The sequence below is a fragment of the Burkholderia sp. SIMBA_062 genome, assembly GCF_046534765.1.
Lineage (GTDB): Bacteria > Pseudomonadota > Gammaproteobacteria > Burkholderiales > Burkholderiaceae > Burkholderia > Burkholderia ambifaria.
Genome location: NZ_JAWRYD010000010.1, coordinates 68,872 through 83,069 on the forward strand (window position 1 = coordinate 68,872; position 14,198 = coordinate 83,069).

Sequence of the window (14,198 nt, forward strand, 5' to 3'; positions counted from 1 at the left end):
CGTGTGCCCGTTACTGACAGCCGAGGCGCTGGTGCTCGGCTTCCAGGTCGGCCCGTTTGTCGTAGGCGCGTAGTTCGTTGCGCGGCTTGCCGTCCGGGCCCACCCCCCGCACGACCTTCTGGCCGCGGTCGGGCGAGTGCGTGACCGCGTCGATGCCGGCGGCCAGTTCCCGGCAGCGGGCGTCGGGGGAGGTGCTTTCCGGGCGCGGGGCTGCGGAAGCCGTGACGTTGGCGATGCCCGGGCTGACGTAGCGCTGTTTGGCGGGGGCCGTGCCGGTGTCGGCAGCGTTGGCCGTAGCGGTCATCGCTGAAAGCGCGGCGAGCGCCGCGATCGTTCGAATCATTCGAGAAGTCCGTGTGCTGAACCGAAGAAGGTTCGGAATTCTACGCAATGTTCGGTGCATGTCCACGGCGAATGGACGACGTGCGATCGTGTGTCGCACGTCGTGGTGAGCGCTCGATTGCACCATCTTCGTGTACTGCGCTGCGCGCGCAAGCACCATTTCCCAGACAGCAAAAAGCCCGCTTGCTTTCGCAGAGCGGGCTTCGGTATTTGGTTGCGGGGGTAGGATTTGAACCTACGACCTTCGGGTTATGAGCCCGACGAGCTGCCAGACTGCTCCACCCCGCGGCGCGAAGTGTACTTGGGTAGGTGCGCAGAGTCAAACGATTCGTGCGAAGACGGGGCGATGTCATATCGGGCCTGTTCCTTGAAACGACTGCAACGCAGGGAAGCCGATGCGTACAGCCGAAAATTTTTCACATTCGCCACAATATTCGCGCGCCTGAAACGTCTTCAGACGCATGGAACCGCCACTCACTTCGCAACCGATGACCGACTCAGACCGTGACATCACTGCGACAGTGATGCGTGAACGAACGAGGCTAGGGAACTTCATTCGGCGCCGGATCCGCGACCCGGACGACGCCGAGGATGTTCTGCAGGACGTCCTTCACGAATTCGTACAGGCCTATCGCCTTCCTGCGCCGATCGAACAGGCGAGCGCGTGGCTGTTCCGTACCGCGCGCAACCGCATCATCGATCGTTTTCGCAAGAAGAAAGAGCAGCCGCTGACCGATCTGCCCGATGCCGACGACGAAGCGGACAGCGAGTATCGCCTGGATCTCGCGCTACCGGCACACGATGCCGGCCCTGAAGCGCTCTACGCTCGCACGCTGCTGCTCAAGGCGTTGCAGGATGCGCTCGACGAGTTGCCGGCGAATCAGCGCGAAGTTTTCATCGCACACGAACTGGAAGGGCTGCCCTTCAAGGAGATGGCCGCGCAGAGCGGCGTCACGCTCAATACGCTGCTCGCGCGCAAACGCTACGCGGTCGTGCATCTGCGTGCTCGACTGCAACCCATTTATGACGAACTGGATATCTAGAGGAGTCGACGGATGAATTTTCGAATCAGATGTGCGGGCAAGGCGCTGCTCGTGGTGGTCGCTATCGGCGTGCTCGGATGGGTCGTCATGACGCTGTGGAACTGGGTGATGCCGGGGTTATTCGTCGGTGCTCGTGCGATCGACTTCGCCCATGCGCTGGGCCTGCTCGTATTGAGCCGCATCCTGTTCGGCGGATTCCGCGGACATCGCGGCTGGCACGGCCGGCGTCATTGGCGCAAGTGGGAAGCCATGACGCCGGAAGAGCGCGAGCATTTTCGGGCCGCATGGCGATCACGCGGCAAGCGGCCCACGGAGGAATGAACATGCGCGGGAGATCAACGGCCGACTGCAAGCAGAAGGCGGGCGTGATTGCGCCCGTCGTCGATCTGAAACGTTGCGAAGGCAAGGGAGATTGCGTCACTGTTTGCCCCGAAAACGTGTTCGAAATCCGGCGCATCGATCAGGCCGATTACCTCGATCTCGGCCTGATGCATCGCCTGAAGTTGCGCGTGCACGGAATGAAAGTCGCGTACACGCCGAATGCGCAAGCCTGCCGGTCATGCGGGCTTTGCGTGACGGCATGTCCTGAACGCGCGATCACGCTCGCCAGGAGGGCGTAGCGTCCGTGCTCGCCGATGATGGAGCGGCAGCGCAGCAAGCCTGACGGCGGATAGCAGTCGCTGGATACGCCGTCTACGTAATCAAACTCGTGAAGGAATGCACTTGGCTTCAACCACCAACGCGCTTTTGAAACGGCTTCATGAAGAAAGCCAGAGCGAAATCATCGCCCGCGCACGCGCCCAGTTCCAGGGGCCGAATGAGGCGTTTCCGACGCTCGTCGACGAATACGAAGCGCTCGCCCCGAGGTTGCGAGGACGGTTTCTCGAAACGTTCGGCCTGTTCACCGAAGATTTTGAGTCCTCGGCAGGCAGTGCTCTATCGTTGGCAGTGTCGGCGGAAACGGGAAGGTTTTTGCGCAACATGGTGCTGTCGCAACGGCCGACCAGGATCCTTGAACTCGGCAGCTCCTGCGGCGTGTCGACGCTGTATTTCGCCGACGCGCTGCGGACGTTGGACCGTGGCGCGGTCATTGCAACCGAATGCGATGCGCTCAAGTGTGCGCGTTTGCGGGCTCATGTCGAAGCTGCGGGCCTGGACGCTTATGTCGACGTGCGGGAGGGCGATGTATTCGAGACGGTTGCCGAACTGGAAGGGGCTGTCGACATGGTGTTTATCGACGTATGGGCCGACGCCTATCTGACGCTGTTCAAGCAGATCGAGCGCCTGTTGCGGCCGGGGGCGGTCGTACTCGCCGACAACATGTACACGTCCGAGGACGCCGTTCGACCGTACAAGCACTACCTCGACGAGGATCCGCGGTTTTTGACCACGACGCTGGATTTTGAGTCGGGGGTCGAGTTTACGGTGGTTGTGGCTTGAGGGAAGTTTCTTGGGAAGCCGGGGCGGCGATGGGCTTGGCTGGTCCCCCGACAGAATTCATGTCTATATGAGAGGAGAGGGACTGGCTGGTGCAGCGCGTAAAAAGACCCCCAAAACAACCCCCTTGACGATGAGCCCATGACAGAGGGGCAGCGGTGTCGGCCAATTGGAATTGTATGACAAGGGGGTGACGGGGGGGCGCTGGATCAACCTACCAAAAATTAATCATAGAACGTACCGTTAAATGCGTGGCTGGTCAGGTACGGCTTGGTGTTCATGTTTGCCGTTTCATGGGCCATGCACGCGTCCTGCAGTGCGAGAAAGAAAAACATCAAGGCGCCTCGCTCACCCTCCCATAGGAAAGTCCTGGCTCGTGGATCCAACGACGATGGAAAGAGTGGGGTGTTGCAGAGAAAGTGCGCGCCGCGACCGAGCACGGCAACGCCATCCAAGGAGTGGCCCGGAGTCTTCAACCTATCTGTATGAACCCACTCGTCGCGCGGGAGGTCGAGTGCGGCACACGCCTTTTTTTGCCAATTTTTGACTGTGTCCATTTGCGCGGGACCCGCATACGCAATTACGAACGAAAGGGGTTTTGGCGGAAACCAACCTAGGGATACGTGCCGAGAATATTGAGGCTCCAGGCGCTTCAGATTTGCCGCGGCGGATACCGCTTGATGCATCGCTGCCTCATCGAGGAGCGATTTTACCTCTATCGTTGCTAGAACCGATTCGACGAGGAAGCCTGAAACACCACCGAAGTCCAATTTCGGGTAGTTGTTGCGGTAGATGATAATGTCATACTGATTGCGTTGCTCTCGCGGAGCCGAGCGATGATCAATAATCTCACCGGTTCCGATTGAAACGTTGGAACTCAGATGGGTCGAAAGGAAGTTTGCAATCAAATTTTCGCGAGGCGTTCCTCGGTGCAACGTGTGCCCTGCATTTGCAGAAATTTTCGATGTTTGCAACAGCGTGGCTTCGACAGCGTCGAAATGGGCTTCCAGCATTGGTTTCATTATGGAGACGCTTCGTAGTATCGAGACGTTGCGATCCTAGCGTATACCGGTTTGTCTGAGTTTGCGCGTCCACAAATCCTCATTCCGTCGCACCGCCGAAAACAGCCCGCACACCAGATGCTATTCGTTGATCGACGCAATTGTCGGGTGACCCACATAGCGGCGCGGTATCGGCCCGAGCACCCTCCCGAATCTCAGTAAGAGATGCATCTGAGCAGGTTGAGCGGATGCGCAGACGCGCTGGAGCTTGCTGAGTGCTGATTCGCGTTTCGATTGGTGGCGCAAGATGGCGGTGCAACAAAAAGCCCGCGCTACGCGGGCTGTCTGTACGTAATTTTATGCGGCGAGGGTTTGTGTAGGCGCAGATCCGATCAGTATCCATTCGGAAGTTGACTGCAATTCTTGCAAATAGGATGTCAGGCATTGAATGGCATGCTGTTCGTCCCGATTGGCGCCGAAAGCCATCGAGAGCACACTATCGCAGTGCCGGCCGGAGACGAAGTATTGCTCCATAGCAGCAAAACCATATCGCTGCAGCATCCCTAGAACTAATGCCTCGAAGCAAAGAATTTTTCGGGAGAGCGCAGCGCGGACGTTTCCCTCGGGGAGTCTGCAGAGCGCCTTGATTGCACGCTTGTCCCCCGTCACCATATACGATTCCGAAGTGCAGCATACCTTCGCAGCCAATAGAGCCTCGCCGGCGTCTGCGCCAGTATCTACCAGTGCTGTCAGCGTATCTGGATCGATGTCGTCATCGGCCAGTGTGGTCACTTTTCCACAAAACGTCTCGATCCGACCGAGAACTACGGCGTCGTTTTTCAGCACGCGCCGCAGCTTAAATAAACAACTCGGCAGAATGCAAATGTCAGCTGCCGGAACTCCTAGGTAGTCTGGGAGTGCGTCAAGCAGATTGCAATGTGCAAGCTTGAAGAGGATGTCGTTATCAGACAGAACAATCACTGATGCCCCGATCTTCTAAATTAGGGCGTCAGCGCTCGATCGAGAAGCGCAGCTTGATCTTCGGACAGATCTTGCCAATTGAGCGAAGTCCTGAGATGAGAGTTCACAAGTTGAGGACCGCTTTGATTGCCCGGCAGGTACCCCATCGCAGCATTAGCAAGCGGAAAATTACCAGCTACATGGCCATAGTTGAGCACGATATGACCGGCATCGATGTGCTGCTGTGCTCCAAGTCGCACTGCGGCGGCCGCCAATTCGGCACCTGTCATGAACCGATTTTTTGAGGTGTACTTGACCTCGGATCCGTTCAGAAGCTGAATCGCGAATTTATCAGCTTCGCGCTCATCTGCATCACCGTCTGCGACGATCGCGGCATCGATAAGGGTTCCATCCGTATCGCCGAGATGCCCCATCGCTATGTGCCCAATCTCGTGCGCAAGGTGGAACAGCAGATAGGACGACTTGGCCTTTCTGGACAAAACAATGGCCGCTCGACCTGCTTGTTTGACTGCGACGGCATCCATCTTCTTGCCCGGTAATTCACCGATGTGCAAGACAGCTATACCAGCTGCAGAACAGTATGCCAGCAGACCCTCCAAATCGACTTGAGGACGGGCTTTGAGAATTGTATTTCTAATTGCAATTGCGTCGCGGGGAGGGGCCGAAAACGGAGTCTCCATCGCTTGAACGGCGAGTTTTGCCATCCCAGTTGCATATTCGGCACTCAACTGAATACTGACTTTGTCAACCGCCTTGCTGTGCTTGAATTTCCGCTGCGCACTCCGGAACTGGACAACCGAGCCGGGATCCCGTAGTGAGTTCAAGTCAAGGTTGAGACTGTGCGCGATTATTATCTGCGCTTGCAATAAGCCACTCGGATTTTCGGCAATCGAGTCGTCCCACCATTCTGGTAGGAGCCGCTTGGCGAACTTCCGATTGATCCCGCAGCCGGACAAACGGGAGTAAAGAGCTTGCATCGGATTGATGGCCGGCATATTTCCCCCTCAATTTGTTAGCAATGCGTGAAATAACCACACGACCAGAGCAGCTCATACGGAGAGCGTTCTCGGGCGTGAACTTTAAGCGGAGACGTGGCCGCGCGCGCGTAGTCTACAAACTTGTACGCTGTTCGTCAATTGTCAATATGGCTTTGCGATCCCTCGCTGACGCCGCTGCCAATTTGCTCGCGCGGCCGTAGGTCGGTGCCGAGATTCAAATCTGGGGGGGGAGATCCGCGGCGGCTTGTTCGTTCGGGGTGCCGACGTATGCACTCTGAGTGCAGCCCGACATCAGGGATGGCCAATCGATAGCAAACGCCCGCTTGCTTTCGCAGAGCGGGCTTCAATGTTGGTTGCGGGGATAGGATTTGAACCTATGACCTTCGGGTTATGAGCCCGACGAGCTGCCAGACTGCTCCACCCCGCGGCGCGAAGTGTACGTGGACGGTCATCTCCATGTCAAACGCATGGGGCAATCCCTTTCCGATGCCTACTCGGCGTTGCAGGCTCGCTCCGTTTCGGACGTCCCGAAGGGGCGTGCCAACAAGGGCAACGCCGGCTCGAATTCAGAACGCAGCGGGAGATCCGGATCGAGCCACCAGCGCAGCATTTCGATGGCGCAGTAGGCGTTCACTACGAAACCGTCGTCGACGAGCTCGAAGTGCGGATGCCCATTGAGCATTAACCGGATGTCGTCGCCGTCGAACCTGGGTTCGAAGCCGAGGAACCGCGCAGCCTTCTCGACGCGTGCCGTCAGCGCCTCTCGCGAAAACTCGAAACTGAGCGTGCCGTCGAGTAGCTCCAGACGCTCACCAGCAGTTACGGCGGCTGGCGCCTGGTTGACAGAACGCCGCGCAGTTGACACGGGTTTGTCAACCGGTGCCGCGCTCGTGTCAACCGCTGTGAGCGCCGACGCGGGGACCGGCGAGCCCTTGCTGTAGTACTGCTTCATGCGAGCGTGAGTCGCGCCGACATCGACCGCTGAGCCTTGCAGCACAAGCCATCCGGCGCTTTTCCACTTCGATACCATCTGCCGCGATACGCCGCACATCGACGCGAATGCAGACTGCGAAACTGCCGTCATAGATTTCTCCTATAAGTGGCTCTGTCAACCTGTCAACCAAATTCAAAAAGTTTGTAGCTAGACGGAAATCGCGAGTCTTAGGGCCCGCCCGTTCGGAGATCCCGCCGGAGGACCCGGGCGGTTTTGTGGGCAGGCCCGGTTGTCCGAAGGGCCGAATTTCGCGTCGGCGGCGGCCATTTTGCGATCGAGACTTGATCGACTGGCCCGAAAATTCGCGATGACCATTTGGGATCGTGATTCCTTGTCATTGCTGGGGTTGCCGGGTGTAGTTCGCCACTGGCGCGCCACTGGTCTCAGGGCGTAATCCGAAGCCGATTTTCTCCGCGATGCGTTGCTGACCTGCCGCGACAGTACCCATGTCGACCTCGAGATACGCCGCTGTTGTGCTCAGGTTCTTGTGGCGCAGTGCACGCTGAATCGACTGCACCGGGACGCCAGCCTCGCTGAGTAGGGTGGCGAACGTACCGCGCAGGCGATGGGCCGTAATGTGCGGCGCGCCGACCGCCTGGTTGGCAGCCAGCATTGCCGAGCGGGTGAAGCCGGCCGGATAGGGGCGCCCGTTCGACTTCTGCAGGATCAGGCCGGCCGGCTTCCAGTCGGCCATCAGGTAATCGATCAACCAGGCAGGGACGGGGATGGGGTCGGCTTCGCGGCCTTTCGTACGTCCAGGCGTGTATGTCTGGCGGCCGACGTCGAGCCATTCCCATCGAGCCGTGATGGTCTCGGATTCTCGCAGGCCCATGCCGAGCATCAGTCGCACCGCGGTTCGAACGCCGTTTCGCTCACCTTCCGCGGCGTCGATGGCTGCCAACCAATCCTGAGCCAGCTTCACGGGCAGGATCGCACGCGGCTTCTTTTGGACCTTAAGCGCCCGGACACGGAACGGGACCGCCGGCAGGATGCCGCGACGCACGGCCCAGTTGCAGAGCAGGCGCAACACTTTGATCCATTGGTTCGCCGACACCGGCGCATGTGATTCGAGATGCCGCACGCGCGCGAGCTCGACGCGATCGGTCAACAATTCGTCGATCAGCACGTCGGCGAGCTCGTAGAGATGGAGGCGGCCGAATGTCTCGACGACCTTGACGTGTGCGCGACTGGCCGTGGGTTGATGAATCACAAGCCATTGCGCGACGAGCTCACGCAAGGTCGGCAATTCCTTGCTTTCGCGCGTCCAGAGCTTCGCCTGCCGAAATGCTCGCTCCGCGACCTGCTCGGCGCGCTGTCGATCCGTTTCACGCGTCGATCGCTGCTGGCGCGCGCCGTTGATCTGGAAGCGGTAGTGCCAAACCTTGCCAATACGGAAGAGATGCACGCTCATACCTTACGGCCCCATCAGCAAAGAATGACCGATTTGGCCGGTCGCCATAACCTCGCCGTTCGAGTTCACGCTCGCGCGTGTGCCATGCGGCGCACCCGGCATGTGAATCGTGACCTCGAGCTTCTGCGTTGCGTAATTTTTCCGAACCTCGGAATCGATCGAATCGGCGGCACGCGCGCGTTTAGCGGCCTCTCCATCTGCATCAGCAGGTCGCTCATAAAGACGAGACACAATCGCGCCTGCCTGAGCTGCATCGCTAGCGCTCGACAGCGCATTACCGGCGAGGATCGCGCCCTTGTCTGGGCCACTCCGAAGCTCGCGATCGACATAATCCAGCTGCTGCTCGAGCGTCGACTTTCGGATGTCGATCCCGAAAAGCTTCTTGAATTCTGCTTGGCGATCCTCATGCCACTGAGCCGCCCCATAGGCATGGCCGTTATCACCAACGGCGCGCGGATCATATCCACTCTCAGTCCACAAGCTTGCTGCGATCCCTGACGCCTGCTGACGAGTCCAACCCTTCATCATCATGTAGTTCACTACATGTGGCGTCATTGGATCTTTCGCGGCACCGTTGCGGCGCTTCGTTCCGATCGGGTCGCCGTCCCATACGTCACCAGGCTGCGTCAAGCGAATATCGCCTTCGCCCTTGTTCAGCCCCTTGCTGTAGAGCAGCCCGAGCGCACCAGCCACAATCGGATTTGCCGCAAGCGGTATCAGGATCCCGGAAAGTGCAGTCGCTTTCCCCACAAGAGTCGCGAGCCCCGCAATCGGGCCTGCGAAAGTCACGCCCGCGATCGCGAGCGCGACACCCTTGACGCCCCCCAAAGCCTCACCGACTCCCGCGACCGATTTCGCGGTCTTGTCCCAGTCGACGTTGTCGATCCAGTGCGCAATCTTCGGGCCGTAATCGTCGGCGAGCCGTGCAAGCTCGTCGACCGCACGGCCGATTGCTGGCGCGAGCGCCGATCCGACCGAATTTTTCAGTTTGTCGACCGACGCATCGAGCGCGATCATGGATTGATTGAACTTCTCCCCCTGCGCGATCTGCTCCGGTGACATCGTCGCGTTCAATTCGTCGAACTTCGCGACGAACTGGTCGATCGTGCCGCGGCGAATCATCGCCTGAATGCCGCCGAGCCCGAAAATGTCGAGAAACTTCCTCTGCGCCTGCGTGTTCGTGATCTTCGAAGCAGCCGACGCGACGTCATGAAGCCCGCGCACCACGTCGATCGTGCCGTCCTTCAGGCGATGAATGCCGATCCCCTTGTCGGAGAGCACGCCAGCGACGAAGTTGTTCCGGCCCGCCGACGCATCTTCAAACGCATCGCCGAGCGACTGCATACTGCTCGTCATCGCATCGGCTGACAGACCCGCCACGCGAGCTGCGCCTCGATAGCGCTGCAGGTCCGACGTCGTGACGCCTATCACGCTCGATGTATTGGCGATCTCGGCCGCAGTACGGCCCCAGCTGGTCGCAAATGCAGCGATCCCGGCCACGCTTCCAACCCCGACGATCGCCGCAAGCGGAGGCGCAATCGACGCGACGCTGCGTGCTACGGTCTGCGCCGACTTCCCGACCGATTCGAATTTCTTGCCGAGCTGATCGAGGCCGGTTTCCTTATTGAAGGCAGCCACGGACGACTTAACATCTGCGATCGGCTTCGTGATCTTCGCGATCGATTCGTTGACACGCTTTGCAACGGCGGTAGCTTTGTCGGTCGCGGTTATGACGAGATTGAAGGAAGGTGATGTCATCGTCGAATTTCCTTATCGTGGGTTCTGTTGCCCCGTCGACTACTGATAGTCGTAGATGACCACGATCGCCGGACTTGCAGTGAAACCGGTTGATCCCGTTGCGCTGACACCGATCGATGCGCCACTCGCTCCCGAGCCATATCCCGGCGGTGTCCCATAGCTGGCCGTGCCGAGGTATCCAGATCCGCCTGTTGGCACGTCGGCGGCGGATGTCGAAAGAGCGTGCGCGAACTGGCCGCGGCCGCCACCGATCGAGAGAATTGCAGTGGCCCCGGAAATCGTGCAGGCAGAGGGCGACGCTGCGGGCGCAACCACAAACGGTGGTGTGCTGGCTGCACCCGCGCTGCCACCAATGCCGCCCGGACACGAAACGATCGATCCGACGCTAGTGGCGCCGCCGGTGCCGCCTGCACCCGCAGTCGCACCAGCGGTTCCGGCGGAGCCAATGGTTACGGTCTGAGATGTCGGAGAGCTCCACCACACTTCCGCGAACGAGCCGGCAGAACCGGATGCACTGATGCTGATGGTCGACGACGTCGTGGTTGATGTGCCGCCCGATCCGCCGCCCGGCGCTTGCACCCGAACCAGGGCATGGGTAGTTCCTACAGTCGGCGTATAGGGGCCACTTGAGCTGAACACTTGAATGTTCAGCAGGCGTCCGGTTGCCGCCGTGATCGAGCTGTTGACGAACGCCGTCGTCGCGAGCTGAGTCGTATTCGTGCCGGTGGTCGCAGTCGGCGCCGTCGGCGTGCCCGTGAGCGACGGCGAGGCGAGCAGAGCATAGGATGCGGCCGCGGTGCCACCGAGGCTCGCCGCATTGATGCTCGAGTTGCATGCAAATCCGCTTCCGCTCGCCCATTGCAGCGCGTTTGCCGAGCTGCTGCAGCTCGGCATCGTGAATGCGGTCACGTTGCCGGTCGAGCTCGTCGCATTTGCGAGCACGGAGTTCGCGGCCTGCTGCGCGATCTGGCCGAGCGCAACACCATTCGTCGCAACCGATACGGTGACGTTGCCGGTGGCGCCGCTGACAGCGACCCCGGAGCCGGCCACAACCGAATCGACGATCGAGGACCAGGCCGGACCACTCGACGGGCCATTCGAAATGATGGCCTGACCTGCAGTCGAGCCAGCCGGATTCAGCAGAGTGACTGGAACATACGTCGCTGCGCCAGACGCGACCGAGATTGCGCTAGCGATGAGCGCGATGAGGAGACGTTTCATGGTGAGAGTCACGAAAGAAGGTTGTTGTTGACGAACTTGGAACTGCCTGTTCCGTTGTCGAGCAGCGCTCCGGTGGAGTTGCCAGCGAAAAGACTATTGGCGATCACGTACGCGTTACTGGCACCGGTCACGACCTGGCATCCATAGCCACCGTTGGGGCCGCGACCCGAGCAGGGGCCTCCCGTAACACCGTTCAACTGGAAGTGCGACGTACCATTCGCGAAGCGATAGCCGTCCTGGGTATTTCCCGTCGCCCATCCGCCGTTGACGATCACGTTGGAAACGTTGGCTCCCGAGACATTCAGGCCGCATCCGCCATTACCGGGAAATTCACAGTTCGAGAGCCCTACGCCGTCGACGGTGCCTCCGCCGGCGCCAGAGATCAGCAGCCCGTCCTGAGTCGACAGTCCGAACCAGACGTTGTTGAACTTGGCTCCCCAGACTGCCCCGCCAAGCGGAGCGATCTGCGCAGAAGATTGACCGACCGCACTATCGAAATCGCTGTCTGAGAAAACGCAGGAATACAAATTCTGGGCGGAGGAGGGATTCATCAACAGGCCCGCGCCATGGCGGGTCATGTTGACAGCCTTGATGAAGGCAGTATCGCCATTCAACAATCGAAGGCCCGAATACGGCTGGGGTCCACTGGCTGGGCCGCTACCAACGACACCCTCTACGACGAGATTGCCGAAGTTCGCGCCGATGATTGCATTGCCACCCGATACCAGCGATGGGGAGAACATGTTGCCTTCCGCCACGCGGGCATTGATCACTTCCAGTGCGGCGCTCCCGGCCTGTACGCCGGTGTAGTAGTTCGTCATCTGGTAATCGCTGACCTCCGCCAGATTGCCGAGCAGGAGTACCAGGATGCCGCCGGTCATGGGTGTCGCGGCCGTCAGCGAAAGCCCTCGGAGCATCGACGAATTGCCCAACTGGATGACGCCGCCATTCGCGGTGCCGCCACCAGACACGTTCGTTGTGACCAGGCCGGATCTATAGCGACCCCGCCCGTAGATGCGTACGCCGTCCGGGACAATCAAATTCTTGAATGCGAAAAAGCCATTGTTCCCGAGGTCGATCTCACCGCCTCCGATCGCAGCAATGTCATTGACGAGCCGCTGCAAATTGAGCGTGTTATCGGTCCCTACTACGCCGTTCCAATCCGCAATGCATTCGTAGTAGTCCGGTGTGAGTTGCGTGTTCTTGTTGATATAGAAGATGCGCGATCCGTTTTCGAGCTGCGCATCACCCACCGCTCCGGTGCCGATAGCACCCACTGGCACCGTCAGCGCGCCCTTGACGGTGATCTTCGCAACGTTCGGGATGCCTCCATTCGGAAAACCGAGCACATTCCCGGTCAGCGTGCAGTCGAGCTGCGGCGCCCCGTCGGCGAAGACATCAATGTTGTTGATCGACCCATAGCCGTTCGCCAGAGTGATCGACGCGCCGCCAGGAAGAAACGTGCCGGGCGTCACGCCATCACCCGCAAGGAACGTCTCAACGTTCTTGTTCTGGATGACCTTGCCCTGCATGTAAACCGCCAGCTGCGCGGCAGTCATCTTCTTCTCGAGGCCAGCCTGCGCCGCGAAAAGAATGTCTGAATCCGATGCGGCCGCCGCTGGGTCGAAATCTTTGAGCTGTTTGCCAACACCCGTCGTCATTGAACCTCCAAATCTCAGGGCACGTTAAGTGAAGTACTGCCGGCCGCCGCGGGGTTGGCCGGCCGAAAGGCCCGGAAGGGTGCCCGCTTCCATGAACGTCAGCAGTTGCCGGTGTTTTTACCCACCGCCGGCTGGGGCTTCGCACTCAGCGCCGACGGCTGTTTCGTGGGGGACTGCTATCGGCGTCAATCAGCCCATCTCGGATTGCGGCGCTTCTTCGCATGGTCACTATGTGGACCCCGCTTGCTGTTCTGACCGTGACAAGACCTTTGCGTCTGTTCTCGGTGATCACATAGGTGTTGGGATGCGACGAGATCTTCTTGTTCATCGCTTCCTTCCGCGCGTCGGAAATCGAATTAGAGGCCGCTTTGCTCATCGCTCAATCCATGCTTCTCAGCAAACTGATGGGTTTCTTCCATCGCCTTCGCCATATTCATTTCTTGAGCTTGCTTCCACGTCCGGAAACCGCTGGAATCGCCCTTGATTTCATACGGCTCGGCGAGTGCCTCTTCGATCGTCTTCATGCGCACCGGCGGTTCCTCTGGCTCCTCCGATCGATCGACGCGGCCGCCGGGGCCGTCCCACGCACCCTTGCGGACATACGGGGCGGGGCGCTTGGCGAGCGGCACGTATGGGCGGTGCTTTCGCGCGAGCGTCAACACTTCCGTGATGGGTCGCATTGCTTCAGAGATTTGCGCCTCTACCGCTGCGGTGTCGTCGTTCCGGGTGTCCAGCAAATTGGGAGACGCTTCGTAAGTCCCGTTTCTCGTAATGATGCGCATGCATTGGTCGAGGTCCGGGATGAGCGCGCTCCGCAGGAAGTCTCCCGTTCGGTCGTCCCGTACGAGGCCGTGCAGCGCACGAACCTTGGCGTAGACGAGTTGCAGCTCGTGCAGCTTTCCGCGGAGCTCTTCCGCGATGTCGGATCGCAGCGATTGCGACACGATATTGGTCTCGACTCGGACGAAGCCAATGGCAATTTCGATTTTTTCGTCGAGATCCGGCGCACGGGATTCGAGCGCGTCGAGACGCGCCTTTGCGCGACGTACTGCGAGATCCTTCTCTGCGACGGCCATATCCAGCGCCTTGATCTGCTTCTGCTTCGCCGACAATTGGGCCTCGTCGACGAGCACGATGTCCGCCTCGAGGGATGCCATTTGTTGGCGAAGATTCGAGAGCTCGTCCTCGAGGGATTTGATTTCCGACGGGGCAGCATTGACCGCGTCGTCGAGTTTCTTGCGTTGGTCGAGTAGCTCGCGCAGATTGCTGATCGTCTCAGCGTCGATGCTCAGATTGGGCGTCGCCTGGGCGGCGGTACCGGACTGGTGGGGGCGTGGCATAGAGTCCTCTC

General features: G+C 59.7%; 14 protein-coding genes and 2 tRNA genes. 4 read left to right on the forward strand and 12 right to left on the reverse strand.

Features of this window, described 5'->3' with window-relative positions:
* Positions 1-10: 10 nt before the first annotated feature.
* On the reverse strand, positions 11-343 hold the full coding sequence (locus SB786_RS12925) for a hypothetical protein (protein WP_410727791.1): 333 nt from the start codon (positions 341-343) through the stop codon (positions 11-13).
* A gap of 210 nt (positions 344-553) precedes the next feature.
* Positions 554-630, reverse strand: a tRNA-Met gene (locus SB786_RS12930).
* Positions 631-803: 173 nt separating this feature from the next.
* Between SB786_RS12930 and SB786_RS12935 the strand changes: the two genes are divergently transcribed.
* From SB786_RS12935 to SB786_RS12950, 4 genes are all read left to right on the forward strand, one after another.
* On the forward strand, positions 804-1,385 hold the full coding sequence (locus tag SB786_RS12935; RefSeq protein WP_410727792.1) for an RNA polymerase sigma factor: 582 nt from the start codon (positions 804-806) through the stop codon (positions 1,383-1,385).
* Between the two features lie 12 nt (positions 1,386-1,397).
* Positions 1,398-1,706, forward strand: a complete 309-nt coding sequence (locus SB786_RS12940; protein WP_006761686.1) for a hypothetical protein — start codon at positions 1,398-1,400, stop codon at positions 1,704-1,706.
* Positions 1,707-1,708: 2 nt separating this feature from the next.
* The gene (locus tag SB786_RS12945; RefSeq protein ID WP_410727793.1) at positions 1,709-2,005 is read left to right on the forward strand and encodes a 4Fe-4S dicluster domain-containing protein; all 297 of its coding nucleotides are present in this window, start codon (positions 1,709-1,711) and stop codon (positions 2,003-2,005) included.
* A gap of 97 nt (positions 2,006-2,102) precedes the next feature.
* Complete coding sequence (locus SB786_RS12950) at positions 2,103-2,825, forward strand: O-methyltransferase (RefSeq protein ID WP_410727794.1); 723 nt, start codon at positions 2,103-2,105, stop codon at positions 2,823-2,825.
* 221 nt (positions 2,826-3,046) lie between these two features.
* On the opposite strand, the gene SB786_RS12955 is transcribed toward SB786_RS12950, so the two are convergent.
* The 10 genes from SB786_RS12955 to SB786_RS13000 all read right to left on the reverse strand — a co-directional run bounded on the left by SB786_RS12955 (position 3,047) and on the right by SB786_RS13000 (position 14,187).
* Positions 3,047-3,844, reverse strand: a complete 798-nt coding sequence (locus SB786_RS12955) for a DUF6602 domain-containing protein (protein ID WP_410727795.1) — start codon at positions 3,842-3,844, stop codon at positions 3,047-3,049.
* A gap of 336 nt (positions 3,845-4,180) precedes the next feature.
* Positions 4,181-4,804, reverse strand: a complete 624-nt coding sequence (locus tag SB786_RS12960; RefSeq protein WP_410727796.1) for a hypothetical protein — start codon at positions 4,802-4,804, stop codon at positions 4,181-4,183.
* 20 nt (positions 4,805-4,824) lie between these two features.
* Entirely contained in the window at positions 4,825-5,799 is a 975-nt protein-coding gene (locus tag SB786_RS12965) for an ImmA/IrrE family metallo-endopeptidase (RefSeq protein ID WP_410727797.1), read from the reverse strand.
* A gap of 353 nt (positions 5,800-6,152) precedes the next feature.
* Positions 6,153-6,229: transfer RNA gene (locus tag SB786_RS12970), tRNA-Met, on the reverse strand.
* 63 nt (positions 6,230-6,292) lie between these two features.
* On the reverse strand, positions 6,293-6,886 hold the full coding sequence (locus tag SB786_RS12975; protein ID WP_410727799.1) for a hypothetical protein: 594 nt from the start codon (positions 6,884-6,886) through the stop codon (positions 6,293-6,295).
* Positions 6,887-7,130: 244 nt separating this feature from the next.
* On the reverse strand, positions 7,131-8,207 hold the full coding sequence (locus SB786_RS12980) for a tyrosine-type recombinase/integrase (protein WP_410727801.1): 1,077 nt from the start codon (positions 8,205-8,207) through the stop codon (positions 7,131-7,133).
* Between the two features lie 3 nt (positions 8,208-8,210).
* A complete protein-coding gene (locus SB786_RS12985; protein WP_410727803.1) occupies positions 8,211-9,965 on the reverse strand; it encodes a phage tail tip lysozyme in 1,755 nt (584 codons plus the stop codon).
* A gap of 39 nt (positions 9,966-10,004) precedes the next feature.
* Positions 10,005-11,186: a hypothetical protein gene (locus SB786_RS12990; RefSeq protein WP_410727805.1), complete on the reverse strand. Its 1,182-nt coding sequence runs from the start codon at positions 11,184-11,186 to the stop codon at positions 10,005-10,007.
* A gap of 8 nt (positions 11,187-11,194) precedes the next feature.
* On the reverse strand, positions 11,195-12,847 hold the full coding sequence (locus SB786_RS12995) for a hypothetical protein (protein WP_410727807.1): 1,653 nt from the start codon (positions 12,845-12,847) through the stop codon (positions 11,195-11,197).
* 356 nt (positions 12,848-13,203) lie between these two features.
* The gene (locus SB786_RS13000; protein WP_410727809.1) at positions 13,204-14,187 is read right to left on the reverse strand and encodes a hypothetical protein; all 984 of its coding nucleotides are present in this window, start codon (positions 14,185-14,187) and stop codon (positions 13,204-13,206) included.
* Positions 14,188-14,198: the final 11 nt, after the last annotated feature.

What these genes read in the sequence shown, in the direction of transcription:
- SB786_RS12995 (WP_410727807.1), bottom strand. Translation starts at nt 12,847, where the DNA reads ATGACGACGGGTGTTGGCAAACAGCTCAAAGATTTCGACCCAGCGGCG.
- SB786_RS12980 (WP_410727801.1), bottom strand. Translation starts at nt 8,207, where the DNA reads ATGAGCGTGCATCTCTTCCGTATTGGCAAGGTTTGGCACTACCGCTTC.
- SB786_RS12945 (WP_410727793.1), top strand. Translation starts at nt 1,709, where the DNA reads ATGCGCGGGAGATCAACGGCCGACTGCAAGCAGAAGGCGGGCGTGATT.
- SB786_RS12975 (WP_410727799.1), bottom strand. Translation starts at nt 6,886, where the DNA reads ATGACGGCAGTTTCGCAGTCTGCATTCGCGTCGATGTGCGGCGTATCG.
- SB786_RS12990 (WP_410727805.1), bottom strand. Translation starts at nt 11,186, where the DNA reads ATGAAACGTCTCCTCATCGCGCTCATCGCTAGCGCAATCTCGGTCGCG.
- SB786_RS12935 (WP_410727792.1), top strand. Translation starts at nt 804, where the DNA reads ATGGAACCGCCACTCACTTCGCAACCGATGACCGACTCAGACCGTGAC.
- SB786_RS12985 (WP_410727803.1), bottom strand. Translation starts at nt 9,965, where the DNA reads ATGACATCACCTTCCTTCAATCTCGTCATAACCGCGACCGACAAAGCT.
- SB786_RS12965 (WP_410727797.1), bottom strand. Translation starts at nt 5,799, where the DNA reads ATGCCGGCCATCAATCCGATGCAAGCTCTTTACTCCCGTTTGTCCGGC.
- SB786_RS12955 (WP_410727795.1), bottom strand. Translation starts at nt 3,844, where the DNA reads ATGAAACCAATGCTGGAAGCCCATTTCGACGCTGTCGAAGCCACGCTG.
- SB786_RS12950 (WP_410727794.1), top strand. Translation starts at nt 2,103, where the DNA reads ATGCACTTGGCTTCAACCACCAACGCGCTTTTGAAACGGCTTCATGAA.
- SB786_RS12925 (WP_410727791.1), bottom strand. Translation starts at nt 343, where the DNA reads ATGATTCGAACGATCGCGGCGCTCGCCGCGCTTTCAGCGATGACCGCT.
- SB786_RS12940 (WP_006761686.1), top strand. Translation starts at nt 1,398, where the DNA reads ATGAATTTTCGAATCAGATGTGCGGGCAAGGCGCTGCTCGTGGTGGTC.
- SB786_RS13000 (WP_410727809.1), bottom strand. Translation starts at nt 14,187, where the DNA reads ATGCCACGCCCCCACCAGTCCGGTACCGCCGCCCAGGCGACGCCCAAT.